The sequence below is a fragment of the Streptomyces sp. NPDC046866 genome (genome assembly GCF_040704625.1).
In the GTDB taxonomy this organism is placed as follows: Bacteria; Actinomycetota; Actinomycetes; order Streptomycetales; family Streptomycetaceae; genus Streptomyces.
Window position 1 is genome coordinate 17,693 of the sequence record NZ_JBEYXN010000008.1, and the last position, 21,390, is coordinate 39,082.

The following is a 21,390-nucleotide window of genomic DNA, read 5'->3' on the forward strand; positions in this document are numbered from 1 at the left end:
CTGTAGTCCGTGGCCGCCGGTTCCGTACGTCTTTTCCGTACGGCCTGGCGGAAGTCTTCAGGTCAGTGCGCGGCCCGACCCAGGTGGCTCCCGAGTGCCAGGGCTGCGCGGCGGCGACGATCCCTACGCGGCGGGACCTTCCGGCGCCTTCGCGTCGGCGGTCGCGGCGGCCGTGGGTGGGGCGGCCGTGACAGCCTCGCGGTCGGGCGCGAGCGGGTCGGTCACCGTGCCGGACTCCTCGTCGAAGAGCCCCTGCGCCAGCCTGGTCACCGCTGCGGGGACCGGCGGCGCCAGGTCGGCCACAGCTCGGAGACCGGACAGGACGTCGTCGGGTCGGACGGCAGGTGTCAGATGCCGAACAACCAGCCGCAGTATCGCACAGGCATTGTCCAGCGGCCTATCAGCCGGAGCGGGAACCACCTCGAGGGACGCAACGGCCCCCCGGGTGTCGAAGGTGCGCATGCCGTTCTTGGTGCGGCGCTGCACCTCGACCGCCTCGGCCGCGAGGAAGGCCTCCACCGCGCGGGCGGCCTCGGCCGCCTCCACGCCGTCGAGCTTCAGCTCCCACACGGAGGCGGTGAGCCGGTCGGCGAGGCCGGAGGTGCGGGCCTCGACGGCGTCGACGATGTCGAGGCCGATGGGCATGGACTCGTCGAGCAGCTCGCGGAGCTTCTCGGGGTCGCGGGGCGCGGTGAGCGCGATCTCCAGGTACTCGGCCTCGCTTCCGGTGCCGGTGGGCGCCGCGTTCGCGTACGACACGCGCGGGTGCGGGGTGAAGCCGGCCGAGTACGCCATCGGCACCTCGGCGCGGCGCAGGGCGCGCTCGAACGCGCGCTGGAAGTCCCGGTGGCTGGTGAACCGGAGGCGGCCGCGCTTGGTGTAGCGCAGTCGGATGCGCTGTGCCACCGGTGCGGGGGGCGGGCCTTCGGGCTGTCGCTTGCCCAGTGGTTCTTCTCCTTGTGCGGGGCTCCGCGGCTCGCGCGTCGCCCTGAGGTCTGGTGGGCCTGCGGGCCGCGCCGCGCCCTCCGGCTCACCCCTGCGTCCGGCGCAGGGGGCTCTCGGGGGCGGGCGGACGGCCCACGGCTGTCGTACTACCCAGACTACGCGCCCCTGACCTCGCCGGTTCCCGGGGCGGTCACCCGAAGAGGACCCGCCGCACCTCGGCGCGGATCTCGCGGGCTGCGGTCCGCACCGAGCGCCAGACCTCGCGCAGGGCGTGCCCGACGGGGGTCAGCACATACCGGTAGACCCGCGAGCACGGCCACCCCACCAGCGCCCAGGCCACCAGCGAAACCCCTCGCCACACCCACTTCACGATGCGCCCGGCGACGTGCCAGGCCCAGACGAGCACCGCCCCGAGCGGCGCCAGCCCATACCGGTACACCCCCCGCAGAACCCACCCGACGGCGGTCCCCACGGGAACCAGCACCCACCGCCACACCGCTTGCCCCACCGGCGCGATCACATACCGCCAGGCTGCGGAGACCACCCAGGCCACGGCCACCCCAAGGGGCCGGAGCACGTACGCGTACACCGCCCGCCCGAGCGGGGAGAGCAGGTACGCATGAAGAGCACGCCCGACGGGCGCGAGCACGTACCGCCACAACCCGACCCAGGGCCAGACGAACACCAGCTTGAGCAGCACCCCGAGCACCCACCCGATCCCGCGCAGCACGGGGGCGAGCACGCGCACCCAGAGCGGCCCGAGCACATGCCGCTGCACGGCCCGCGCGGCGGCGGTGATCAGCTCCCAGACCACCCGTACGGGCAGTACGACGAGCACCGCCACGATCTTCACGGGGATCCGCAGCACCCCCACGAGGCAGCCGTCGGCCGGGTCGGCGGTGCGCCGCTTGTCGAATTCCATGCAGAGAAGGACACAGGAAAGCCCCAGTCCGTTGCACCGCGGGGCTCGGGCGGAGACGCCCCGCAGCGGGCTCAGCCGCCCGGCCGGACATGGACGCGTGTCGATATGAGGAAACACAGTCCACGCGTCCACATCCGAAACGCCCCCTCGCTCGTTGCCGGGGGGTGAAGGACACCGCGTCAAAAAGGCAGATACCCGACGTCACGTGGAGGAAGGCAGACCTGGCTCTGCTCGATGAACTCCGCCATGCCGAGAGCACGCTTCCCGCCGACGCCCCGCGCGCCCTGATATCGGTGCGGCTCTCCGCTGTCACCGCCGAGACCACGTCGCCCGTACGCCAGGAGCTCGACCTGCGGATCCTGGCCAGGGAGAGGGGCTTCCGCGTGGTCGGCGTGGCCAGGGACCTGAATGTCTCTGCCACCCGCATTCCCCCGTGGAAGCGCAAGGAGCTGGGCCGGTGGCTCAACGAACGGGTGCCGGAGTTCGACGTACTGCTCTTCTGGAAAATGGATCGCTTCGTGCGCCGCGTGTCCGACCTCGGCGTGATGATCGAGTGGTGCTCGGTGCACCGGAAGAACCTCGTCTCGAAGCACGACGTCATCGACCTGGCGACCCCGGTCGGACGGGCCATGGCGGAGATGATCGGCGCTCTGGCAGAGCTCGAAACGGGTGGTACCAGCACCAGGGTGGCGAGCCTCTGGGAATACGCCCGATCGCAACCTGACTGGCTCGTAGGGAAGCCGGCTTACGGCTATTCGACCGACGGGACCGGGAAGCTGGTGATCGACCCGCGAGCACGCCGCGTACTGCGCTGGTGCCACGGCGCCGCGCTGCGGGGAATTTCGGCGCGCCGCATGACCGCGGTCCTCATCCGCGCCCGGATCCCCACCGGGGGCGGCGGCCAGTGGACCGCGAGTACGCTGCTGCGGAGGCTGCGGAACCCGGCACTGATGGGCCTGCGCGTCGCACAGGACGGGAACGGCGGCGTCCGCCGTTCCCGGATCGTCCGTGACCCGAGCGGCCTGCCCGTCCCCGTGGCCGACCCGATCTTCACCGAGGCGGAGTGGCAGGAACTTCAGATCGCCCTGGACAAACGGAGGAGGTCGCAGCCGCATCGGGGCGCAGGAGCGACCGAGTTCCTGGGCGTCCTGCTCTGCTCCGATTGCGGAACGCACATGACGGTCCACAAGACCACTGCGCAAGACCGTACGTACGCCTATCTCCGGTGCAGGAACTGTCCAAGCGGCGGCCTGGGGGCGCCTGACCCCGAAGCTTTGTACCGCCGGCTCGCCGCCGAAGTCGTCGAGGTACTGGGCTCGCATCCGGTGCGGGTGCGGGAGTACGTCCCCTCCGGCCGGAACGGCGCAGAGCAGTCGCCCCGCTGGAACCTGGCCGCCGACGGCGAGACCTTTCGGGACCGCTGGGACCGCAACGGCCGCGAGGTGATGGCCGACGATCTGCGGCGGGCAAAGGTCGTCTGCCACGTCAGCCGTACGAAGATCCCCAAGACCAGAGCCCCGGAAGTGGAGCTTGCCCTGACGGTTCCGCCCGACGTCGTGGAGGGGTTGGTCATCAAACGGGACGCCTTTCCCGCTGTGTTCCGATAGGGGTGGTGTCGGCTCCGTCCCGTGGACGGGACGGAGCCGACACCACCGCAGCGCTACTTGTTGACCACCGACAGCGGGAGAAGCTTCTTGCCGGTCGGTCCGATTTGAATACTGGTCTGCATCTGAGGACAGACGCCGCAGTCGAAGCACGGGGTCCAGCGGCAGTCCTCGACCTCGGTTTCGTCGAGGGCGTCCTGCCAGTCCTCCCAGAGCCAGTCCTTGTCCAGGCCGGAGTCCAGGTGGTCCCAGGGGAGGACCTCCTCGTACGTGCGCTCGCGGGTCGTGTACCAGGCCACGTCCACGCCGTACGCGGGCAGGGTCTTCTCGGCGCACTCCATCCAGCGGTCGTAGCTGAAGTGCTCGCGCCAGCCGTCGAAGCGGCCGCCGTCCTCGTACACCGCCCGGATCACGTCGCCGACGCGGCGGTCGCCGCGGGAGAGGAGGCCCTCGACGATGCCCGGCTTGCCGTCGTGGTACCGGAAGCCGATGGAGCGGCCGTACTTCTTGTCGCCGCGGATCTTGTCGCGCAGCTTCGCCAGGCGGGCGTCCGTCTCCTCCGCCGACAGCTGCGGGGCCCACTGGAACGGGGTGTGCGGCTTGGGGACGAAGCCGCCGATCGACACCGTGCAGCGGATGTCGTTCTGCCCGGAGACCTCGCGGCCCTTGGCGATGACGTTGACCGCCATGTCGCCGATCTGCAGGACGTCCTCGTCGGTCTCGGTCGGCAGGCCGCACATGAAGTACAGCTTCACCTGGCGCCAGCCGTTGCCGTAGGCGGTGGCGACGGTGCGGATCAGGTCCTCTTCCGAGACCATCTTGTTGATGACCTTGCGCATGCGCTCGGAGCCGCCCTCGGGGGCGAAGGTCAGACCGGAGCGACGGCCGTTGCGCGTCAGCTCGTTGGCCAGGTCCACGTTGAACGCGTCCACGCGGGTGGAGGGCAGCGAGAGGCCCACCTTGTCGTCCGCGTACCGGTCCGCGAGGCCCTTGGCGATGTCCGCGATCTCGGTGTGGTCGGCCGAGGAGAGGGACAGCAGGCCCACCTCCTCGAAGCCCGTGGCCTTCAGGCCCTTCTCCACCATCTCGCCGATGCCGGTGATGCTTCGCTCCCGCACGGGGCGCGTGATCATGCCGGCCTGGCAGAAGCGGCAGCCGCGGGTGCACCCGCGGAAGATCTCGACGGACATCCGCTCGTGGACGGTCTCGGCGAGCGGGACCAGCGGCTGCTTGGGGTACGGCCACTCGTCGAGGTCCATGACCGTGTGCTTCGAGACGCGCCACGGCACGCCGGAGCGGTTGGGCACGACCCGGCCGATGCGGCCGTCGGGCAGGTACTCCACGTCGTAGAAGCCCGGCACGTAGACGTTGCCGGTCTTGGCGAGGCGCAGCAGCAGCTCCTCGCGCCCGCCCGGGCGGCCCTCGGCCTTCCAGGCGCGGATGATGTCGGTGATGTCGAGGACGGCCTGCTCGCCGTCGCCGATGACCGCGCAGTCGATGAAGTCCGCGATCGGCTCGGGGTTGAAGGCGGCGTGGCCGCCGGCGAGGACGATCGGGTGGTCCTCGGTGCGGTCGCGGGCCTCCAGGGGGATCCCGGCCAGGTCGAGGGCCGTGAGCATGTTGGTGTAGCCCAGCTCCGTGGAGAAGGACAGGCCGAACACGTCGAAGGCACCGACGGGGCGGTGGCTGTCGACGGTGAACTGCGGCACCTTGTGCTCGCGCATGAGCGCTTCCAGGTCCGGCCACACGCTGTACGTGCGCTCGGCGAGGACGCCCTCGCGCTCGTTGAGCACCTCGTACAGGATCATGACGCCCTGGTTGGGCAGCCCGACCTCGTACGCGTCCGGGTACATGAGCGCCCAGCGGACGTCACACGAATCCCACGGCTTGACGGTGGAGTTCAGTTCACCGCCCACGTACTGGATGGGCTTCTGCACATGCGGGAGCAGAGCTTCGAGCTGTGGGAAGACCGACTCGGACATCACGCGACTTTCGTGAAGCGGGCAGGGGGCGACTCTCAAGCGTAACCCGGACAGCCCCCCGCCCCCACCGCCGTGATCACCGGCTACGGGGTCAGGTCCGCCCGCAGCGCGGGGTCGGAGGCGTTGGCCCATACGTCCGCGAGCTCCCGTTCGCCGGCGGCGGCCAGGGCTTCCTCGCGGGCGTAGAGCACGCCCCAGGTGAAGGCGGAGTCCCCCGCGGCGGTGGCCTGGAGGCCGATGTCGCGCAGGGCCTCGCGGGCGACGACGCTGTCCTGGTGGTCGCCGAGCAGGGTCTGCACCGCCTTCACGGCCTTGGCCTGCCGTGTGGCCGGCTTGCCGAGGGCCTCGGCGGCGGCCTCCGCGGCGTAACGGGCGCGCTTGGCGGCCTTGCGGGCCTCGTGGAGGGCGAGGTCGCGGTCGGTGCCGGGCTCCAGGGCCCGGGCGGCGGCGATGCGGGTGGCGAGGCGGTCGTGGTCGCGCAGGATGGCCTTGGCCAGGACCTTTGCGGCGGGCTTGTCCGCGGCGGCGCGCAGTGGGGGGTCGTCGAGGAGGGCGTCGAGGGCGTCGAGGAGGGCCAGGTAGCGCTTGCTGTCGAGGGCGGCGAGGGCCCGGCGGCGGGTTCCGGCGCGGCGGGCGGCGTGCCAGGTGCGCAGCCGGCTGCGGACGGGGCCCTGCAGCAGGGTGCGCGGGAGTTCTGCGATGCGGTCCAGGATGCGGGCGTGGAGGACTTCCTGGTCGCGGTCGGCGCCGAGCTCGGCGGCGAGCCAGCGCAGTTCGTCGCCGAGGGGGTCGGTGGCGGTGCGGTCGAGGACCTTGCGGAAGGTCTTGAGGGCGCTGCGGGTGCGGCGGCAGGCGACGCGCATCTGGTGGACGGAGTCCGGCAGGCCGCGGCGTACGGCGGGGTCCTGGGCGATCAGGGCGTCGCGCTGGAGGCGCAGGTACGCGAGGACGTGCGCGCCGGCGGTGTCCTCGGCGGGGCCGGGGGCGGGGCGGGGGGCCGGGGCGGTGCCGGTCTCGGCGAGGGCGCGGGCGAGTTTGGAGGGGGCGTCGGAGACGCGGATGCCCGCTGCGCGGAAGGCTTTCTCCACGGCGTCGAGGAGGGCGGGGTCGGTGCCCTCGGCGAGTTCCACCTCGATCTCGGTCCAGGAGGCGGCGGGCCCGGCTGCGGTCTGCCCGGCTGCGGCCCCCGCCGGCCCGGCGCCGGTCTGCCCTGCCTCGGCGCGGACGCGGTCGGTGGAGAGCTCGGCGAGGACGGTGCCCTCGGCGTCGAGGAGGTGGCTGATCGTACGGGAGGAGAGCAGCCGGACCCGGGGTTCGAGGCCGCCGTCGCGGACGCGCGAGCGGAGCAGGGCGGCGAGGGGGCGGGGGACGGTGTCGCTGAGGGGGGCGGCGATCTCGTCGCGGACGCCCGGGGAGACGGGGAGTTTGAGGTGCCAGCCGGCGTCGGCGCCGCCGGTGCGGCGGCGCAGGGTGAGGCCGTCGGCGGCGAGCCGTTGGTCGGGGGTGTCGTAGTAGACGGCGTCGAGTTCGACGGTGCCCCGGTCGGCGACGGCGGCGATGCCTGCCGTGCCGGCGAGGTCGGGGAGGCCGCGCCGGGCCGCCTTCTCCGAACCGAACTCGAATTTCCGCTCGATCTCGCGCTTGGTGTCCGCCATGGATCGAACCTAGTCCTGAAAGGATCACAACGACAGGGTGAACCCCGGGATCGGCCGGCTCCCGGTCGGGAACCGGCCGAAGAGCGCCGTGCGCCGTCGCGGGGCACTAGGCGGACATCGGCCGCTGCACCTTGATCGACTGCAGCAGCCCGACGGCCACCCACACGGCGAACATCGACGATCCTCCGTAGGAGACGAAGGGCAGGGGCAGGCCGGCCACCGGCATGATCCCGAGCGTCATCCCGATGTTCTCGAAGGCCTGGAAGGCGAACCAGGCGATGATCCCGGCGCAGACGATGGTCCCGTAGAGCTCGGTGGTCTCGCGGGCGATCATGCAGGCCCGCCACAGCACGATGCCGAGCAGGACGAGGATCAGGCCGGCGCCGATGAAGCCGAGCTCCTCGCCGGCGACGGTGAAGACGAAGTCGGTCTGCTGCTCGGGCACGAACTGGCCGGTGGTCTGCGAGCCCTTGAAGAGCCCGGAGCCGGTCAACCCCCCGGAGCCGATCGCGATGCGCGCCTGGTTGGTGTTGTAGCCGACGCCGGCGGGGTCGAGCTCGGGGTTGGCGAAGGCCGCGAAGCGGTTGATCTGGTACTCGTCGAGGACGCCGAGCTGCCAGACCAGGACGGCGCCGGCCGCGCCGGAGCCGAGGAGGCCGAGCACCCAGCGGTTGGAGGCGCCGGAGGCGAGCAGGACGCCGAGCACGATGACGACCATGACCATGACGGAGCCGAGGTCGGGCATCAGCATGACGATGCCCATCGGCACGGCGGCCAGGCACAGGGCCTTGACGACGGTGCGGTGGTCGGGGTGGACGAGGTCGCCCGCGTCGACCCGGGCGGCCAGCAGCATCGCCATGCCCAGGATGATCGTGATCTTCACGAACTCGGAGGGCTGGAGGGAGAAGCCGCCGCCGATCACGATCCATGCGTGGGCGCCGTTGATGGTGGCGCCGAGCGGGGTGAGCACGGCGATGATCAGCAGCAGCGAGAGCCCGTACAGGATCGGCACGGCGCCGCGCAGGGTGCGGTGGCCGAGCCAGACGGTGCCGATCATCAGCACGAGGCCGATGCCGGTGTTCATGGCGTGCCGGACGAGGAAGTAGTAGGGGTCGCCCTGGTTGAGCTGGGTGCGGTTGCGGGTCGCGGACCACACCAGCAGGGTGCCCAGGAGGGACAGGGCGAGTGCCGAGAGGAGTATCGGCCAGTCGAGCCGGCGCAGCACCGAGTCGCGCGAGGTCAGTTTGGCCATCGCGGTCGGCCGGGGTGCGTACCGGGATACGGAGAACTTGTTGGCGGTCTGCATGGTCGCTCTTCGGCTCGGTCTCTTCGGCTCAGTCGTGCCCGGCGGGGCGCGTGGCGGGAGGACCGGCCAGTGCGGGCGGCTCGGACTCCTCCGGGGACGGGGGGACGTACGGCTTGATCTCGGGGGCCACGATGGTGCCGTCGGGCTGGACGGTGGGCAGCTTCGCCTCGGGCGCGGGCAGCAGGGCCCGGTCGGCGTCGTAGTTGCCCTCCATGTCGAAGCCGTACATGGCGTTGTAGATGTTGCGCACGGCGGGTCCTGAGGCACCGGATCCGGTGCCTCCCTGGGAAATCGTCATGACGATGACGAAGTCGTCGGTGTACGTCGCCAGCCAGGAGGTGGTCTGCTTGCCGTAGACCTGGGCGGTGCCGGTCTTGGCCCGCAGGGGGACCTTGTCCAGCGGCCAGCCGACGAAGCGCCAGGCGGCGGTGCCGCCGGGTTCGACGACCATGCGCAGGCCCTTGTCGAGGTCGGCGAGGGTCTTGGCGTCGACGGGGAGCCTGCCGTGCGCGGTGGGCCTGATCATGTCGACCCGCTTGCCGTCGGGGCTGATGACGGCCTTGCCGATGGTGGGGTCGAAGAGGGTGCCGCCGTTGCTGATGGCGGCGTAGGCGGTGGCCATCTGGATGGGGGTGACGAGGACGTCGCCCTGGCCGATGGCGAAGTTGATGCTGTCGAAGGCCTTCAGCTGGTTGCCTTCGAGGCAGTTCTCGTAGGCGATCTGCTCGACGTAGGTGCCGCCCTTCTTGCCCTGCTTGCACCAGGCGTCCTTGTTGGCCTTCCAGAAGTTCTTCTTCCACTGGCGGTCGGGGATGCGGCCGGTGACCTCGTTGGGCAGGTCGATGCCGGTCACCGCGCCGAGTCCGAACTCGCGGGCGGTCCGGTAGAACCAGTCGTGGGCGTCCTTCTTTGGCTTGAGGCCGCCGTCGCGCTGCCATTCCTTGTGGCCGAGGGCGTAGAAGACGGTGTTGCAGGAGAACTTCAGGGCCTCGCCGAGGGTGATGGGCCCGTGCCCCTTGGACTCGAAGTTCGCGAAGCTGCGGCCGCCCATGTTGTAGGAGCTGCTGCACTCGTACTTGTTGTCGAAGGGGTAGCCGGCGCGGACGGCGGCGCTCGCCGAGACCACCTTGAAGATGGAGCCCGCGGGGGCCTGGCCCTGGATGGCCCGGTTCAGCAGGGGGTAGTTGGAGTTCTTGCTGGTGAGCTTGGCGTAGTCCTTGCCGGAGATGCCGCCGACCCACGCGTTGGGGTCGTAGTCGGGCTGGGAGGCCATCGCGACGACGCGGCCGGTCTTGGCCTCCATGACGACGACGGCGCCCGAGTCGGCCTCGTACTTGCGGCCGGTGATGTTGTCGGTCTCGTGGCGGACGGTCTTCATCGCCTGCTGGAGCTCGTACTCGGCGACGGCCTGGACCCGGGCGTCGATGCTGGTGACGAGGGTGGAGCCGGGCACGCCCCGGTCGGACTTGGTCTGGCCCATGACCCGGCCGAGGTTGTCGACCTCGTAGGAGGTGACTTCCGCCTTGCCGCGCAGGTACTTGTCGTACGTGCGCTCGATCCCGGAGCGGCCGACCTGGTCGGAGCGCAGGTGCGGCGAGTCGGTGTCCTTCGCCTTCTGGATCTCCTCGTCGGTGACGGGCGAGAGGTAGCCGAGGGCCTGTGCGGTGCGGGCGCCGCCGGGCGCCGGGTAGCGGCGCACGGCGGTGGGTTCGGCGGTGATCCCGGGGTACTCCTCGGGGCGCTCGCGGATCTGGAGGGCCTGCTGGGTGGTTGCTTCGGCCGTGACCGGGATGGGCTGGTAGGGCGAGCCGTTCCAGCAGGGCGGAGGGGTCTTGGAGTCGCAGACGCGGACCTTGGACATGACCTCCTGGGGGGTCATGTCCAGGACTCCGGCGAGCCGGGTCAGGACGCCCTTGCCCTTGTCCTTCATCTTCATCAGCGCCGTGCGGCTGGCGGAGACCACGAGCCGGGTCTCGTTGTCGGCGAGGGCGACGCCGCGGGCGTCGAGGATGGAGCCGCGCACGGCGGGCTGGACCACCCGCTGGACGTGGTTGCTCTTCGCCTCGTCGTAGTACTCGCCGCCGTTGCGGATCTGGAGGTACCACAGTCGCCCGCCGAGCGTGCAGAGCATGGAGAAGACGAGGACCTGCATGATGACGAGCCGGATCTGGACCCGGGGAATGCGGCCGGTCTCGGGAGACTTGGTCACGGGCACCGCCCCTTCACAGCTTCTTGACGCTCTTCACACTCTTCACGCTCTTCATGCCCTTGACGGCCTTGACACCCTTGACGCCCTTTATCCGCCCGGCCCGGTTCGCCCGGTTGCGTGCGGTGATCAGCCGCAGGCCGCCGCGCTGGCTGCCGATGCGCAGGCCGGTGCCGCCGGCGAGCCAGCCGGAGGACGCGTCGGCGGCCTTGGCGGCGCCGCCGTTGGCCTCGACGGCCATCGGGTCGTTCTCGGCGCGCCGGGCGAGGGCCATGACGAACGGGACGGTGAACGGTGCGAGCAGCAGGTCGTAGACGGTGGCGGTGAACAGCAGGCCCGTGAGCCCGACGTGGCGGGCGGCGGTGTCGCCGACGAGGGCGCCGACGCCCGCGTACAGCAGGGTGGAGCCGATCGCGGCGGCGACGACGGTGAGCAGCGGGCCCCAGGCGGAGCGGAAGCGCCCGGAGTCGGGGCGGACCAGTCCGGCGGCGTACCCGATGACGCACAGGACGAGCGCGTACCGCCCGGCGGCGTGGTCGGCGGGCGGGGCCAGGTCGGCGAGGAGGCCGGCGGCGAAGCCGACGAGCGCCCCGCTGACGTGGCCGTAGACCAGGGCGAGGGCGACGACGGTCAGCAGGAGCAGGTCGGGTACGGCGCCGGGCAGTTGCAGGCGGCCGAGGATGCCGACCTGGACGACGAGGGCGACCACGACGAGCGTGGAGGCGAGCAGGATCCGGTTGAAGCGCATGGCGGTCTGCTCCTACTCGTCGGCCGGCTTGGCGGATGCACTGCCGGCGGGGGACGGGGTGACCGTGACCGTGACCGTCGGTGCGGGCTTGGGGGCCTCGGGCTTGGGCGGCAGGACGGTGTCGCGGGGGTCCTCGCGCGGGGGCACGACCACGACGCCGACGATGTCCAGGCGGGAGAAGCCGACGAACGGGCGGACCCACACGGTGCGGGTCAGGTCGCCGCGGGAGGGGTCGACCTTGACCACCTCTCCGATCGGGACGCCGGGCACGAAGGGCTTGTTGCCGCGGGAGCCGAAGGTGACGAGCCGGTCGCCGGGGCCGACCTTGGCCTTGCCGTTGAGCATCTGGACGGACAGGGCGCGGTCGCCCTGGCCGGTGGCGAAGCCGAGTTCGCCGGTCTTCTCCAGCCGGGTGCCGACGGTGAAGTCGGGGTCGTTGGCGAGGACGACCGTGGCGGTGTCGGGGCCGACGGTGGCGACGCGGCCGACGAGGCCGTCGCCGTTGAGGACGGTCATGTCGCGCTCGATGCCGTCCTTGCTGCCGGCGTCGATGGTGACGGTCCAGGAGAAGCCCTGGGCCGCTCCTATGGCGATGACCTCGGCGCCCTTGATGCCGTACTGCCCGGCGCCGGCCCGCTTGAGCATCTCGTCGAGCTCGCGGATGCGGCTGCGGGTCTGGTCGTCGCTGCCGAGCCTGGCCTTCAGGGCGGCGTTCTCGCGCTCCAGGACGGCGATGCGGCTGTGCCGCTCACCGGAGTCCCGTACGGCCCCTATGGCGTGGGCGACCGGGTCGACGGCAGTCGCGACGCCCTTTTCGACGGGGCCGAAGACGGCAGCGGCGGCCCGCCTGGCGCCGTCGACCGGAGACTCCTCGCCTGCCCTGATGTCCACCGTGATCAACGCGAACGCGATGGCGATCAGGAGCACCAGGAGCAGCCGGCTTTCTCGTGTGTCCCTCACGTGCGGCGGCCGTGCCTTCCTCGTAGATATCCGTGCGGCGGAGCCGCTCCGGTGGAACGCCAAGCTGGGGGCGCAGCACCGGTTGTTGCCTGTATATCAACGATCCGCCGCACGGGCGCGGCAGCACCCGTACGGCGGATCCTTGTGTTCCGCACGGCCCCTTTTGCGGGGTTCGTGTCAGCGCCGGGGCTGGGCGTCCAGGACCTGCTGGAGCGCTTCGAACTCCTCGACGCACTTGCCGGATCCGAGCGCGACGGAGTCGAGCGGGTCCTCGGCGATGTGGATCGGCATGCCCGTCTCGCGGCGCAGCCGTTCGTCCAGGCCGCGCAGCAGGGCGCCGCCGCCGGTCAGGACGATGCCGCGGTCCATGATGTCGCCGGAGAGCTCCGGCGGGCACTTGTCGAGGGTGGTCTTGACGGCGTCGACGATGGCGTTGACCGGTTCCTCGATGGCCTTGCGGACCTCCGCGGCCGAGATGACCACGGTCTTGGGCAGGCCCGAGACGAGGTCGCGGCCGCGGATCTCGGTGTGCTCGTCCTTGTCGAGGTCGTACGCCGAGCCGATGGTGATCTTGATCTGCTCGGCGGTCCGCTCACCGAGGAGGAGGCTGTACTCCTTCTTGATGTGCTGGATGATCGCGTTGTCGAGCTCGTCGCCGGCGACCCGGATGGACTGTGCCGTGACGATTCCTCCGAGGGAGATGACCGCGACCTCGGTGGTGCCGCCGCCGATGTCCACGACCATGTTGCCGGTGGCCTCGTGCACGGGCAGGCCCGAGCCGATGGCCGCGGCCATGGGCTCCTCGATGATGTGCACCTGACGGGCGCCGGCCTGGGTGGACGCCTCGATGACGGCGCGGCGCTCCACCCCGGTGATACCGGAGGGGACGCAGACCACGACGCGCGGGCGGGCCAGGTAGCGGCGCTTGTGGATCTTGAGGATGAAGTACCGGAGCATGCGCTCGGTGATCTCGAAGTCGGCGATGACGCCGTCCTTGAGGGGCCTGACGGCGACGATGTTGCCGGGCGTGCGCCCGATCATCTTCTTCGCCTCGGAGCCGACCGCCAGAATGCCACCGGTGTTCGTGTTGATGGCGACCACGGACGGCTCGTTCAGGACGATCCCCCGGCCCCTCACGTACACCAGCGTGTTGGCGGTCCCGAGGTCGATCGCCATGTCACGGCCGATGAACGACATGTTGTTCCCCTTGTTCCCCATGAGGAGCGTCTGGCCTTCCAGTTGATAGCTGCTGCTGTCAGGTCGGCGAGGTGGGTGTGTGGGTGGAGGCCCCATCGTAGTGCCGCAGGTCGGGCATCGCGCGACGGGACTGGCGGCAATCCCGCCGGAACGGAAACCCGTCCCCTTAGTGGTGACGTCGTGTCCTTCCCATGCGTTCCCGCGCGGGTCCCTCTATACCGAAGGGCGACCGAAATTACTTCGGTCGCCCCAGGTCATGAGCGCTATTCGGCTGATGTTACGTCAGGAATGCGCGCGTTAGCCCGTCAGAGGGAGGGGAAGAACAGCTTCAGCTCGCGCTCGGCGGACTCCTGCGAGTCCGAGGCGTGGATGAGGTTCTCGCGGGTGATGGTGCCGAAGTCTCCGCGGATGGATCCGGGCGCCGCGGCGATCGGGTCGGTGGGGCCGGCCAGCTGGCGCACGCCCTCGATCGCGCGTTCGCCTTCGACGACGAGGACGACGACCGGGCCGCTCGCCATGAAGCCCATGAGGGGCTCGTAGAAGGGCTTGCCCTTGTGCTCCCCGTAGTGCGTCTCCAGGGTCTCCTGGTCCAGCGTGCGCAGTTCCATGGCGGGGATGGTCCAGCCGGCCTTCCGCTCGATGCGGCCGATGATCTCGCCCACCAGGCCGCGACGGACCGCGTCGGGCTTCAGGATGACGAGAGTGCGCTGGGTCATGGTCTAACTCCTTGCGGCATACGGGTGCGGTCTGAAGAGGCTACAGGCCGCACCCGGGCCGCCCGGCGGCCGGATCCCGCCCGCCCCCCGCAGACAGCGGGGAGCACGCAACGGCGGAGAGCCGGCGCCGACCGCAAACCGGCAGCGCACCCGGCCCCTGCACCAGGGCAGCCTCAGGCCTTGGCTTCGCTCTCGGGGGCCGCCGCCCAGCGGGCCTTGATCGAGTCGATCTTGCGGCCGTAGTGCACCGAGCACCACCACAGGCCCGCGAAGACCGCACCGAGGAAGAACATCATCGGGACGATGAACCCGCTCGCGATCAGGCCGATCTGCAGCGCCCAGCCGATCTGCACCGCCCCGCGACGCGACAGCATCCCGCACAGCAGCACCGACAGCAGCATGGTGATCCCGCAGACCGTCCACACCTGCGCCTGGGTCAGGTCCGGGTTCTTCATGGCGACCAGCCCCGCGAAGCCGATCACGAAGAACTCGCCGATCAAGGTCGAGGCACACAGCGTGCGCATCCGTCAGCCCCTCTTCAGCAGCAGGCGGGCCTCGCCCACCGTGATCACGGAGCCGGTCACCAGGACCCCGGCCCCTCCGTACTCGGCCTCTTCCTCCGCCAGGGTGATCGCCGCCTCCAGGGCGTCGTCCAGGCGCGGTTCCACCTGCACCCGCTCCGACCCGAAGACCTCGACCGCGATGGCCGCCAGCTCGTCCGCGGACATCGCCCGGTGGCTGGAGTTCTCGGTGACCACGACCTCCGCGAAGATCGGCTCGAAGGCCTCGAAGACCCCCCGCACGTCCTTGCCCTCGCTCGCGCCGACGACGCCGATGAGCCGGCTGAAGCCGAACGCCTCCGTCACCGCCTCCGCCGTGACCTGCGCGCCCGCCGGGTTGTGCGCCGCGTCCAGGATCACCGTGGGGCTGCGGCGGACCACCTCCATCCGGCCCGGCGAGGTCACCGAGGCGAAGGCCCGGCGCACCGTCTCCAGGTCCAGCTCCCGCGACTGCTGCGCGCCGACCCCGAAGAAGGCCTCCACCGCGGCCAGCGCCACCGCCGCGTTGTGCGCCATGTGGGCGCCGTACAGCGGCAGGAAGATCCCCTCGTACTCGCCGCCCACGCCCCGCAGCGTCAGCATCTGCCCGCCGACCGCCACCTCGCGCGAGACGACGCCGAACTCCATGCCCTCGCGGGCCACGGTCGCATCGACCTCGACGGCCTTCTTCAGAAGCACCTGCGCCGCGTCCACCGGCTGCTGCGCCAGGATCACGGTGGCGTCCTGCTTGATGATGCCGCCCTTCTCCTGCGCGATCTCGCCCGGCGTGGAGCCGAGCCGGTCGGTGTGGTCCAGGCTGATCGGGGTGATGACCGCGACCGCCGCGTCGATCACGTTCGTCGCGTCCCAGCTGCCGCCCATGCCGACCTCGACGACCGCCACGTCGACCGGGGCGTCCGCGAACGCGGCGTACGCCATGCCGGTGAGGACCTCGAAGAAGGACAGCCGGTACTCCTCGGAGGCGTCGACCATCTCCACGTACGGCTTGATGTCGTAGTACGTCTCCACGAAGCGCTCGGCGGAGATCGGCGCCCCGTCCAGGCTGATGCGCTCGGTGATCGACTGCACGTGCGGGCTGGTGTACCGGCCGGTGCGCAGCTCGAAGGCGTTCAGCAGGGCCTCGATCATGCGGGAGGTGCTGGTCTTGCCGTTCGTGCCGGTGACGTGGATGGAGGGGTACGCGCGCTGCGGCTCGCCCAGGACGTCCATCAGCGCGGCGATCCGCGAGACGGACGGCTCCAGCTTGGTCTCGCCCCAGCGGGTGGAGAGCTCCTGCTCCACCTCCCGCAGCGCCGCGGCCGTCTCCGGGTCCAGGGGCGCGGGGGCCGGTTCGCCCTGGGGCGGTCCGGCCTGGGCGCGCAGGGTGCGGCTGCCGGCCTCGATCACCGCCAGATCCGGGTCGCGGTCGGACTCTTCCGCCACGATCCGGTCGAACATGTCGAGGGTGTCGTCGTGGTCCTCGGGGCCGTGGCTCTCGGGCTGCTGCTCACTCACAGGGCCAGTCTACGGACGGGGGCCGGGGGGACTTTCGACCCGGCCGGTTCGGGGCCTTCGGCGCGCAGGGCGACCGGATCGTTATGCAAGCCTTGCGGACGGGAGATGGGGGAACAAATGCCGCAGGCCAGCACCAGCAGGACAGCCACGAGCGGGGACCTGGGCATGGATCTGCGGACCGCCAACACCCTCGTCCATGCGCGGGGTCAGGGGATCGTCCTCAATGAGCCGTCCGTGGTCGCGGTCAGGGCGGGCACCACCACGGCCCTCGCCGTCGGGACCGAGGCCAAGGAGACCATCGGCCCGCACCCCCGGCTCCATCACCGCGATCCGCCCCCTGAAGGACGGAGTGATCTGCGACGACGAGGCCGCCGAGGAGGTGATCCGCACTTCGTGCGCAAGGCCGTCCCCGGGCGGCGCGCACGCCCCCGCATGGTGGTCTGCGTGCCGTCCGGCGTCACCGCGTCGAGCGGCGGGCCATCGTCCACGCCTCGACCCGGGCCGGCGCGCGCACGGTGCACCTGATCGAGGAGCCGATGGCGGCGGCGATCGGCGCCGGCCTGACCTTCGCCGAACCGCGCGGCACGCCGGCCTGCCCTTCGCCGAACCGCGCGGCTCGATGGCCGTCGACATCGGCGGCGGCACCTGCGAGGTCGCCGTGATCTCGCTCGGCGGGATCGGCACCTCCCGGTCGCTGCGCGTCGGCGGGGACCGGATGGACGCCGCGGTCACGGACTGGGACCGCAGGGAGCACGGGCTGCTCATCGGCGAGCGCACCGCCGAGGACGCCAAGATCGCCATCGGGTCGGCCTGGCCCGTACCGGACCGGCCGGAGCTGGAGGCGCGCACGTACACCGTGCGCGGCCGCGAGCGGGTGGGCGGCATGCCGAAGACGCTCGAACTGGGCGCGGCGGACGTGCGGGCCGCGCTGGCGGCGCCGATCGAGGCGATCATCGCCGCGGTGCGCACCGCGCTGGAGGACTGCCCGCCGGAACTGTCGGGCGACGTGATGGAGCACGGCATCGTGCTGACCGGCGGCGGGGCCCTGCTGCCGGGCCTGCGAGCGGTCTCAGCCGCGCGGGAGGGTGGCGAGGACCTCGTACGCATCCTCCGTGCGGGTGGCGGTCAGGGTCCCGCCGAGACTGGAGACGCGCTCGGCCATGCTCGCGGTGCCCGATCCCGCCGACACCGGCGCGCGGGCCGGCCCGCGGGCGGGCAGGCCGTTGCTGACCGAGATCCGCAGCTGCGCGCCGTCCGCCTCGATCCGGACGTCGACGGTCTCGCCGCCCGCGTGCTTGGCCGCGTTCGTCAGGCACTCCTGCACCACCCGGTAGACCGCGGCCTGCCTCAGCGGCGACAGCCCGTGCACCTGCGGGTCCAGCGCCAGCCGTACGGGGGTGTCGGCGCGCCCGCTCTCCTGCGCGAGCGCCGGCAGGCCGTCGACGCCCGGCGTCGCGTCGGGGCCGCCGCGCTGGACGATGATCTCGTTGAGGACGAGGTGGGCGCGGCGCGCGGTGTCGGCGAGCTCCTCGAACTCCTTGGCGTACGGGGTCGCCCGCGCCCGTACCGACAGCACCTCGGAGCGGACGGTCAGCAGCGTCAGCTCCCGGCCGACGAAGTCGTGGACGTCGCGGGCGACCGAGGTGCGCTCCTGCTGCACGGCTTGGAGCACGGCCGCCTCGGCCCGCCCGGCGGCGAGTTCGGCCACCAGGTCGTGGCGGTAGGCGGCGATGCCGACGGCCGAGGCGAGGACGCCGATGGGCACGATCAGCCCGAGGAAGGCGCTGAGCGTGGCGGCCTGCGGCTCCGGCCAGCCCGGCAGGCAGAAGACGGCCAGCGCGAAGGCCACGTACCCGGCGGTGGCGAGGACGCCGGCGCGGCGGCCCCGGTAGCGGCCGACCGAGTACAGGGCGAACTGGATCAGCGTCAGCTCGTGCAGCCAGCCGATGAAGAGCAGTGCGGTGGCGTACGCGACCCACGGCGCCCGGCGGCGCACCACGAGGGACGACGCCCCGGCGGCGAGGACGGCGCCGGCCAGGGGGCCGTTCAGGGAGTTGTCCGCGGCGGCCAGGCCGGGCAGGTCCAGCGCCATCAGGGCGAGGCAGCCCAGGGCGGTGAGCACGTCCAGCGCGCGCTGCGAGCCGGCCCAGCGCGCGGAGAGGCGGCGGCCTGCGGCCACGGCCCGGTGGAACGCCGGGAGGACGCGCTTGACGTGCATGCCCTCCATCATCGGGGGTCCGCACCGGTGATCCGATCAGCCATCCCGTCGGACAACGCGACGATCGGCACTCCGCGGCGGCGTGCGGACACCGGGCGCAGGACGGCGCAGGCCCCCGCACCGTCGGTCGGTGTGGGGGCCTGCGGTGGGCCGGGCGGCGCTGCTAGGCGGCGGGCAGCGCGTCCAGCTGGGCCTGGATCCGGGCGATGTCGGCCTCGGCCTTGGCCAGCCGCCCCTTGATCTTGTCCACGACGTTGTCGGGGGCCTTGGCGAGGAAGGCCTCGTTCCCCAGCTTCGCCTCGGCCTGGGCCTTCTCCTTCTCCGCGGCGCCCAGGTCCTTCGTCAGGCGCTTGCGCTCGGCGGCCACGTCGATGGTGCCCGACAGGTCGAGCGCGACGGTGGCCCCGGCGACCGGCAGGGTGGCGGTGGCGCTGAAGCCCTCGCCTTCCGGCTGGAGGCGCAGCAGCTGGCGGATGGCCGCCTCGTGCGCCGCCAGCGGCGTGCCGGACAGGTCGAGGCGGGCCGGGACCTTCTGGCCCGGCTGCAGGCCCTGCTCGGCGCGGAACCGGCGGACCTCGGTGACCACGGCCTGGAGGTTCTCGATCTCGGCCTCGGCGGCCTCGTCGCGGAAGCCGGAGTCCTTCGGCCACTCGGCGACCACGATGGACTCGCGGCCGGTCAGGGTGGTCCACAGGGTCTCGGTGACGAACGGGACGACCGGGTGCAGCAGGCGCATCAGGACGTCGAGGACCTCGCCGAGGACCCGACCGGAGGCCTTGGCGCCCTCGCCGCCCGCGAAGAACGTCGTCTTCGACAGCTCGACGTACCAGTCGAAGACCTCGTCCCACGCGAAGTGGTACAGCGCCTCGCTGAGCTTCGCGAACTGGAAGTCCTCGTAGTACGCGTCGACCTGCGCAACCGTCTTGTTCAGGCGGGACAGGATCCAGCGGTCGGTGGCCGACAGCTGCTCGGCCGGCGGCAGCTCGCCCTCGATCGTGGCGCCGTTCATCAGCGCGAAGCGCGTGGCGTTCCAGATCTTGTTGGCGAAGTTGCGGGAGGCCTGGACCCAGTCCTCGCCGATCGGGACGTCGGTGCCGGGGTTGGCGCCCTTGGCCAGGGTGAAGCGGACGGCGTCGGAGCCGTACTTGTCCATCCAGTCCAGCGGGTCGACGACGTTGCCGAAGGACTTCGACATCTTCTTGCCGCGCTCGTCGCGGACCAGGCCGGTCAGCGCGATGGTCTTGAACGGGACCTCGCCGTCCATCGCGTACAGGCCGAACATCATCATCCGGGCGACCCAGAAGAAGATGATGTCGTGGCCGGTCAGCAGGACGTCGGTGGAGTAGAACTTCGCCAGGTCCGGGGTCTTCTCCGGCCAGCCCAGGGTGGAGAACGGCCACAGGCCGGAGGAGAACCAGGTGTCGAGGACGTCGGTGTCCTGGTGCCAGCCCTCGCCGGTCGGCGGCTGCTCGTCGGGGCCGACGCAGACGATCTCGCCCTCCGGGCCGTACCAGATCGGGATCCGGTGGCCCCACCACAGCTGGCGCGAGATGCACCAGTCGTTCATGTTGTCGACCCAGTCGAAGTAGCGCTTCGACATGTCGGCGGGGTGGATCGCGACGCGGCCGTCGCGGACGGCGTCGCCGGCGGCCTGGGCCAGCGGCTTGACGTTGACCCACCACTGCATCGACAGGCGCGGCTCGACGGTGGTCTTGCAGCGCGAGCAGTGGCCGACGGAGTGCATGTACGGGCGCTTCTCGGCGACGATGCGGCCCTGCGCGCGCAGGGCGCCGACGACCGCCGAGCGGGCCTCGAAGCGGTCCAGGCCGAGGAAGGGGCCGTGGACGGTGATCACGCCGTGCTCGTCCATGATCGTCATGGAGGGCAGGTCGTGGCGCTGGCCGATCGCGAAGTCGTTCGGGTCGTGGGCCGGGGTGACCTTGACGGCACCCGTGCCGAACTCGGGGTCGACGTGCGTGTCGGCGACGACCGGGATGGTCCGGTCGGTCAGCGGCAGCTTGATCCGCTTGCCGACGAGGTGCTTGTAGCGCTCGTCGTCGGGGTGGACGGCGACGGCGGTGTCACCGAGCATCGTCTCGGCGCGGGTCGTGGCGACGACGAGGCTGTCCTCGCCCTCCCCGTACTTGATGGAGACGAGCTCGCCGGCGTCCTCCTGGTACTCCACCTCGATGTCGGAGATGGCGGTCAGGCAGCGCGGACACCAGTTGATGATGCGCTCGGCGCGGTAGATCAGCTCGTCGTCGTAGAGCTTCTTGAAGATCGTCTGGACGGCCCGGGACAGGCCCTCGTCCATGGTGAAGCGCTCGCGCGACCAGTCGACGCCGTCGCCGAGGCGGCGCATCTGCCCGAGGATCTTGCCGCCGTACTCCTCCTTCCACTGCCAGACGCGCTCGACGAACTCCTCGCGGCCCAGGTCGTGGCGGGACTTGCCCTCCTCGGCGAGCTGCTGCTCGACCTTGTTCTGGGTGGCGATGCCGGCGTGGTCCATGCCGGGCAGCCACAGGGACTCGAAGCCCTGCATGCGCTTGCGGCGGGTCAGGGCGTCCATCAGCGTGTGCTGGAAGGCGTGGCCCAGGTGGAGGGAGCCGGTGACGTTCGGCGGCGGGATGACGATGGTGTACGCGGGCTTCTCGGACGCCGCGTCGGCGGTGAAGTACCCACGCTCTACCCAGCGCTCGTAGAGCTCCCCCTCTACCTCGGCCGGCGCGTAGGCGGTCGGCAGTTCGGAGTTGGGGCTGCTGGGTGTCTGCGTGTTCTCGGTCACGGGCACAGTTTAGTGGCGTAACGGTCCGGTACTGAAACCGGTCATGAGGGGGCCCGGCGCCTTGCGCGGGCTGACCTTGGGCCAGGATGTGT

At 71.2% G+C, this 21,390-nt stretch carries 15 protein-coding genes and 2 pseudogenes; 3 read left to right on the forward strand and 14 right to left on the reverse strand.

Translation table 11 applies throughout. The features are described 5' to 3' along the window. Positions 1–123: 123 nt before the first annotated feature. Together AB0953_RS14395 and AB0953_RS14400 are read right to left on the reverse strand one after the other, a co-directional pair. A complete protein-coding gene (locus AB0953_RS14395; RefSeq protein WP_366859774.1) occupies positions 124–906 on the reverse strand; it encodes a TIGR03936 family radical SAM-associated protein in 783 nt (260 codons plus the stop codon). 229 nt (positions 907–1,135) lie between these two features. Then, positions 1,136–1,867 carry a hypothetical protein gene (locus AB0953_RS14400; protein WP_366859775.1) on the reverse strand — a complete coding sequence of 244 codons (732 nt, stop codon included), beginning with the start codon at positions 1,865–1,867 and terminating at the stop codon, positions 1,136–1,138. Positions 1,868–2,031: 164 nt separating this feature from the next. Between AB0953_RS14400 and AB0953_RS14405 the strand changes: the two genes are divergently transcribed. Beyond that, positions 2,032–3,474, forward strand: coding sequence for a recombinase family protein (locus tag AB0953_RS14405; protein ID WP_366859776.1), 1,443 nt, complete (start codon positions 2,032–2,034; stop codon positions 3,472–3,474). A gap of 53 nt (positions 3,475–3,527) precedes the next feature. On the opposite strand, the gene AB0953_RS14410 is transcribed toward AB0953_RS14405, so the two are convergent. The 10 genes from AB0953_RS14410 to AB0953_RS14455 form a co-directional block, all read right to left on the reverse strand. Next, positions 3,528–5,456, reverse strand: coding sequence for a TIGR03960 family B12-binding radical SAM protein (locus tag AB0953_RS14410; protein WP_366859777.1), 1,929 nt, complete (start codon positions 5,454–5,456; stop codon positions 3,528–3,530). An 80-nt stretch (positions 5,457–5,536) separates the two neighbouring features. Further along, a complete protein-coding gene (locus AB0953_RS14415) occupies positions 5,537–7,108 on the reverse strand; it encodes a CYTH and CHAD domain-containing protein (RefSeq protein WP_366859778.1) in 1,572 nt (523 codons plus the stop codon). Positions 7,109–7,214: 106 nt separating this feature from the next. Then, on the reverse strand, positions 7,215–8,414 hold the full coding sequence (gene rodA, locus AB0953_RS14420; RefSeq protein WP_366859779.1) for a rod shape-determining protein RodA: 1,200 nt from the start codon (positions 8,412–8,414) through the stop codon (positions 7,215–7,217). 28 nt (positions 8,415–8,442) lie between these two features. Continuing rightward, positions 8,443–10,623 (reverse strand): penicillin-binding protein 2, encoded by a 2,181-nt coding sequence (gene mrdA / locus AB0953_RS14425; protein ID WP_366859780.1) that lies wholly within the window; start codon positions 10,621–10,623, stop codon positions 8,443–8,445. Positions 10,624–10,636: 13 nt separating this feature from the next. Further along, on the reverse strand, positions 10,637–11,368 hold the full coding sequence (gene mreD / locus AB0953_RS14430; RefSeq protein ID WP_366859781.1) for a rod shape-determining protein MreD: 732 nt from the start codon (positions 11,366–11,368) through the stop codon (positions 10,637–10,639). Between the two features lie 12 nt (positions 11,369–11,380). Next, on the reverse strand, positions 11,381–12,328 hold the full coding sequence (gene mreC / locus AB0953_RS14435) for a rod shape-determining protein MreC (protein WP_366859782.1): 948 nt from the start codon (positions 12,326–12,328) through the stop codon (positions 11,381–11,383). 177 nt (positions 12,329–12,505) lie between these two features. Then, complete coding sequence (locus tag AB0953_RS14440; RefSeq protein ID WP_008738981.1) at positions 12,506–13,525, reverse strand: rod shape-determining protein; 1,020 nt, start codon at positions 13,523–13,525, stop codon at positions 12,506–12,508. A gap of 305 nt (positions 13,526–13,830) precedes the next feature. Continuing rightward, positions 13,831–14,241, reverse strand: coding sequence for a nucleoside-diphosphate kinase (gene ndk, locus AB0953_RS14445; protein WP_366859783.1), 411 nt, complete (start codon positions 14,239–14,241; stop codon positions 13,831–13,833). A gap of 173 nt (positions 14,242–14,414) precedes the next feature. Then, positions 14,415–14,765: a DUF4233 domain-containing protein gene (locus AB0953_RS14450; RefSeq protein WP_366859784.1), complete on the reverse strand. Its 351-nt coding sequence runs from the start codon at positions 14,763–14,765 to the stop codon at positions 14,415–14,417. Between the two features lie 3 nt (positions 14,766–14,768). After that, a complete protein-coding gene (locus AB0953_RS14455) occupies positions 14,769–16,295 on the reverse strand; it encodes a folylpolyglutamate synthase/dihydrofolate synthase family protein (RefSeq protein WP_366859785.1) in 1,527 nt (508 codons plus the stop codon). Positions 16,296–16,460: 165 nt separating this feature from the next. Between AB0953_RS14455 and AB0953_RS14460 the strand changes: the two are divergent. Both AB0953_RS14460 and AB0953_RS14465 read left to right on the forward strand, forming a co-directional pair. Next, a pseudogene (locus AB0953_RS14460) lies at positions 16,461–16,957 on the forward strand (rod shape-determining protein). Then, positions 16,915–17,301, forward strand: a pseudogene (locus AB0953_RS14465) (rod shape-determining protein); the annotation flags it as partial. The pseudogenes AB0953_RS14460 and AB0953_RS14465, both read left to right, overlap by 43 nt. Before the next feature lie 63 nt (positions 17,302–17,364). Here the strand turns inward: AB0953_RS14465 and AB0953_RS14470 are convergent. Further along, positions 17,365–18,513: a histidine kinase gene (locus tag AB0953_RS14470; protein ID WP_366859786.1), complete on the reverse strand. Its 1,149-nt coding sequence runs from the start codon at positions 18,511–18,513 to the stop codon at positions 17,365–17,367. 163 nt (positions 18,514–18,676) lie between these two features. After that, entirely contained in the window at positions 18,677–21,298 is a 2,622-nt protein-coding gene (locus AB0953_RS14475) for a valine--tRNA ligase (RefSeq protein WP_366859787.1), read from the reverse strand. Positions 21,299–21,390 lie beyond the last annotated feature (92 nt).

Coding starts and splice junctions, on each gene's coding strand:
- rodA (WP_366859779.1), bottom strand. CDS start 8,414: ATGCAGACCGCCAACAAGTTCTCCGTATCCCGGTACGCACCCCGGCCG.
- AB0953_RS14440 (WP_008738981.1), bottom strand. CDS start 13,525: ATGTCGTTCATCGGCCGTGACATGGCGATCGACCTCGGGACCGCCAAC.
- AB0953_RS14470 (WP_366859786.1), bottom strand. CDS start 18,513: ATGCACGTCAAGCGCGTCCTCCCGGCGTTCCACCGGGCCGTGGCCGCA.
- mreD (WP_366859781.1), bottom strand. CDS start 11,368: ATGCGCTTCAACCGGATCCTGCTCGCCTCCACGCTCGTCGTGGTCGCC.
- AB0953_RS14415 (WP_366859778.1), bottom strand. CDS start 7,108: ATGGCGGACACCAAGCGCGAGATCGAGCGGAAATTCGAGTTCGGTTCG.
- AB0953_RS14400 (WP_366859775.1), bottom strand. CDS start 1,867: ATGGAATTCGACAAGCGGCGCACCGCCGACCCGGCCGACGGCTGCCTC.
- ndk (WP_366859783.1), bottom strand. CDS start 14,241: ATGACCCAGCGCACTCTCGTCATCCTGAAGCCCGACGCGGTCCGTCGC.
- AB0953_RS14450 (WP_366859784.1), bottom strand. CDS start 14,765: ATGCGCACGCTGTGTGCCTCGACCTTGATCGGCGAGTTCTTCGTGATC.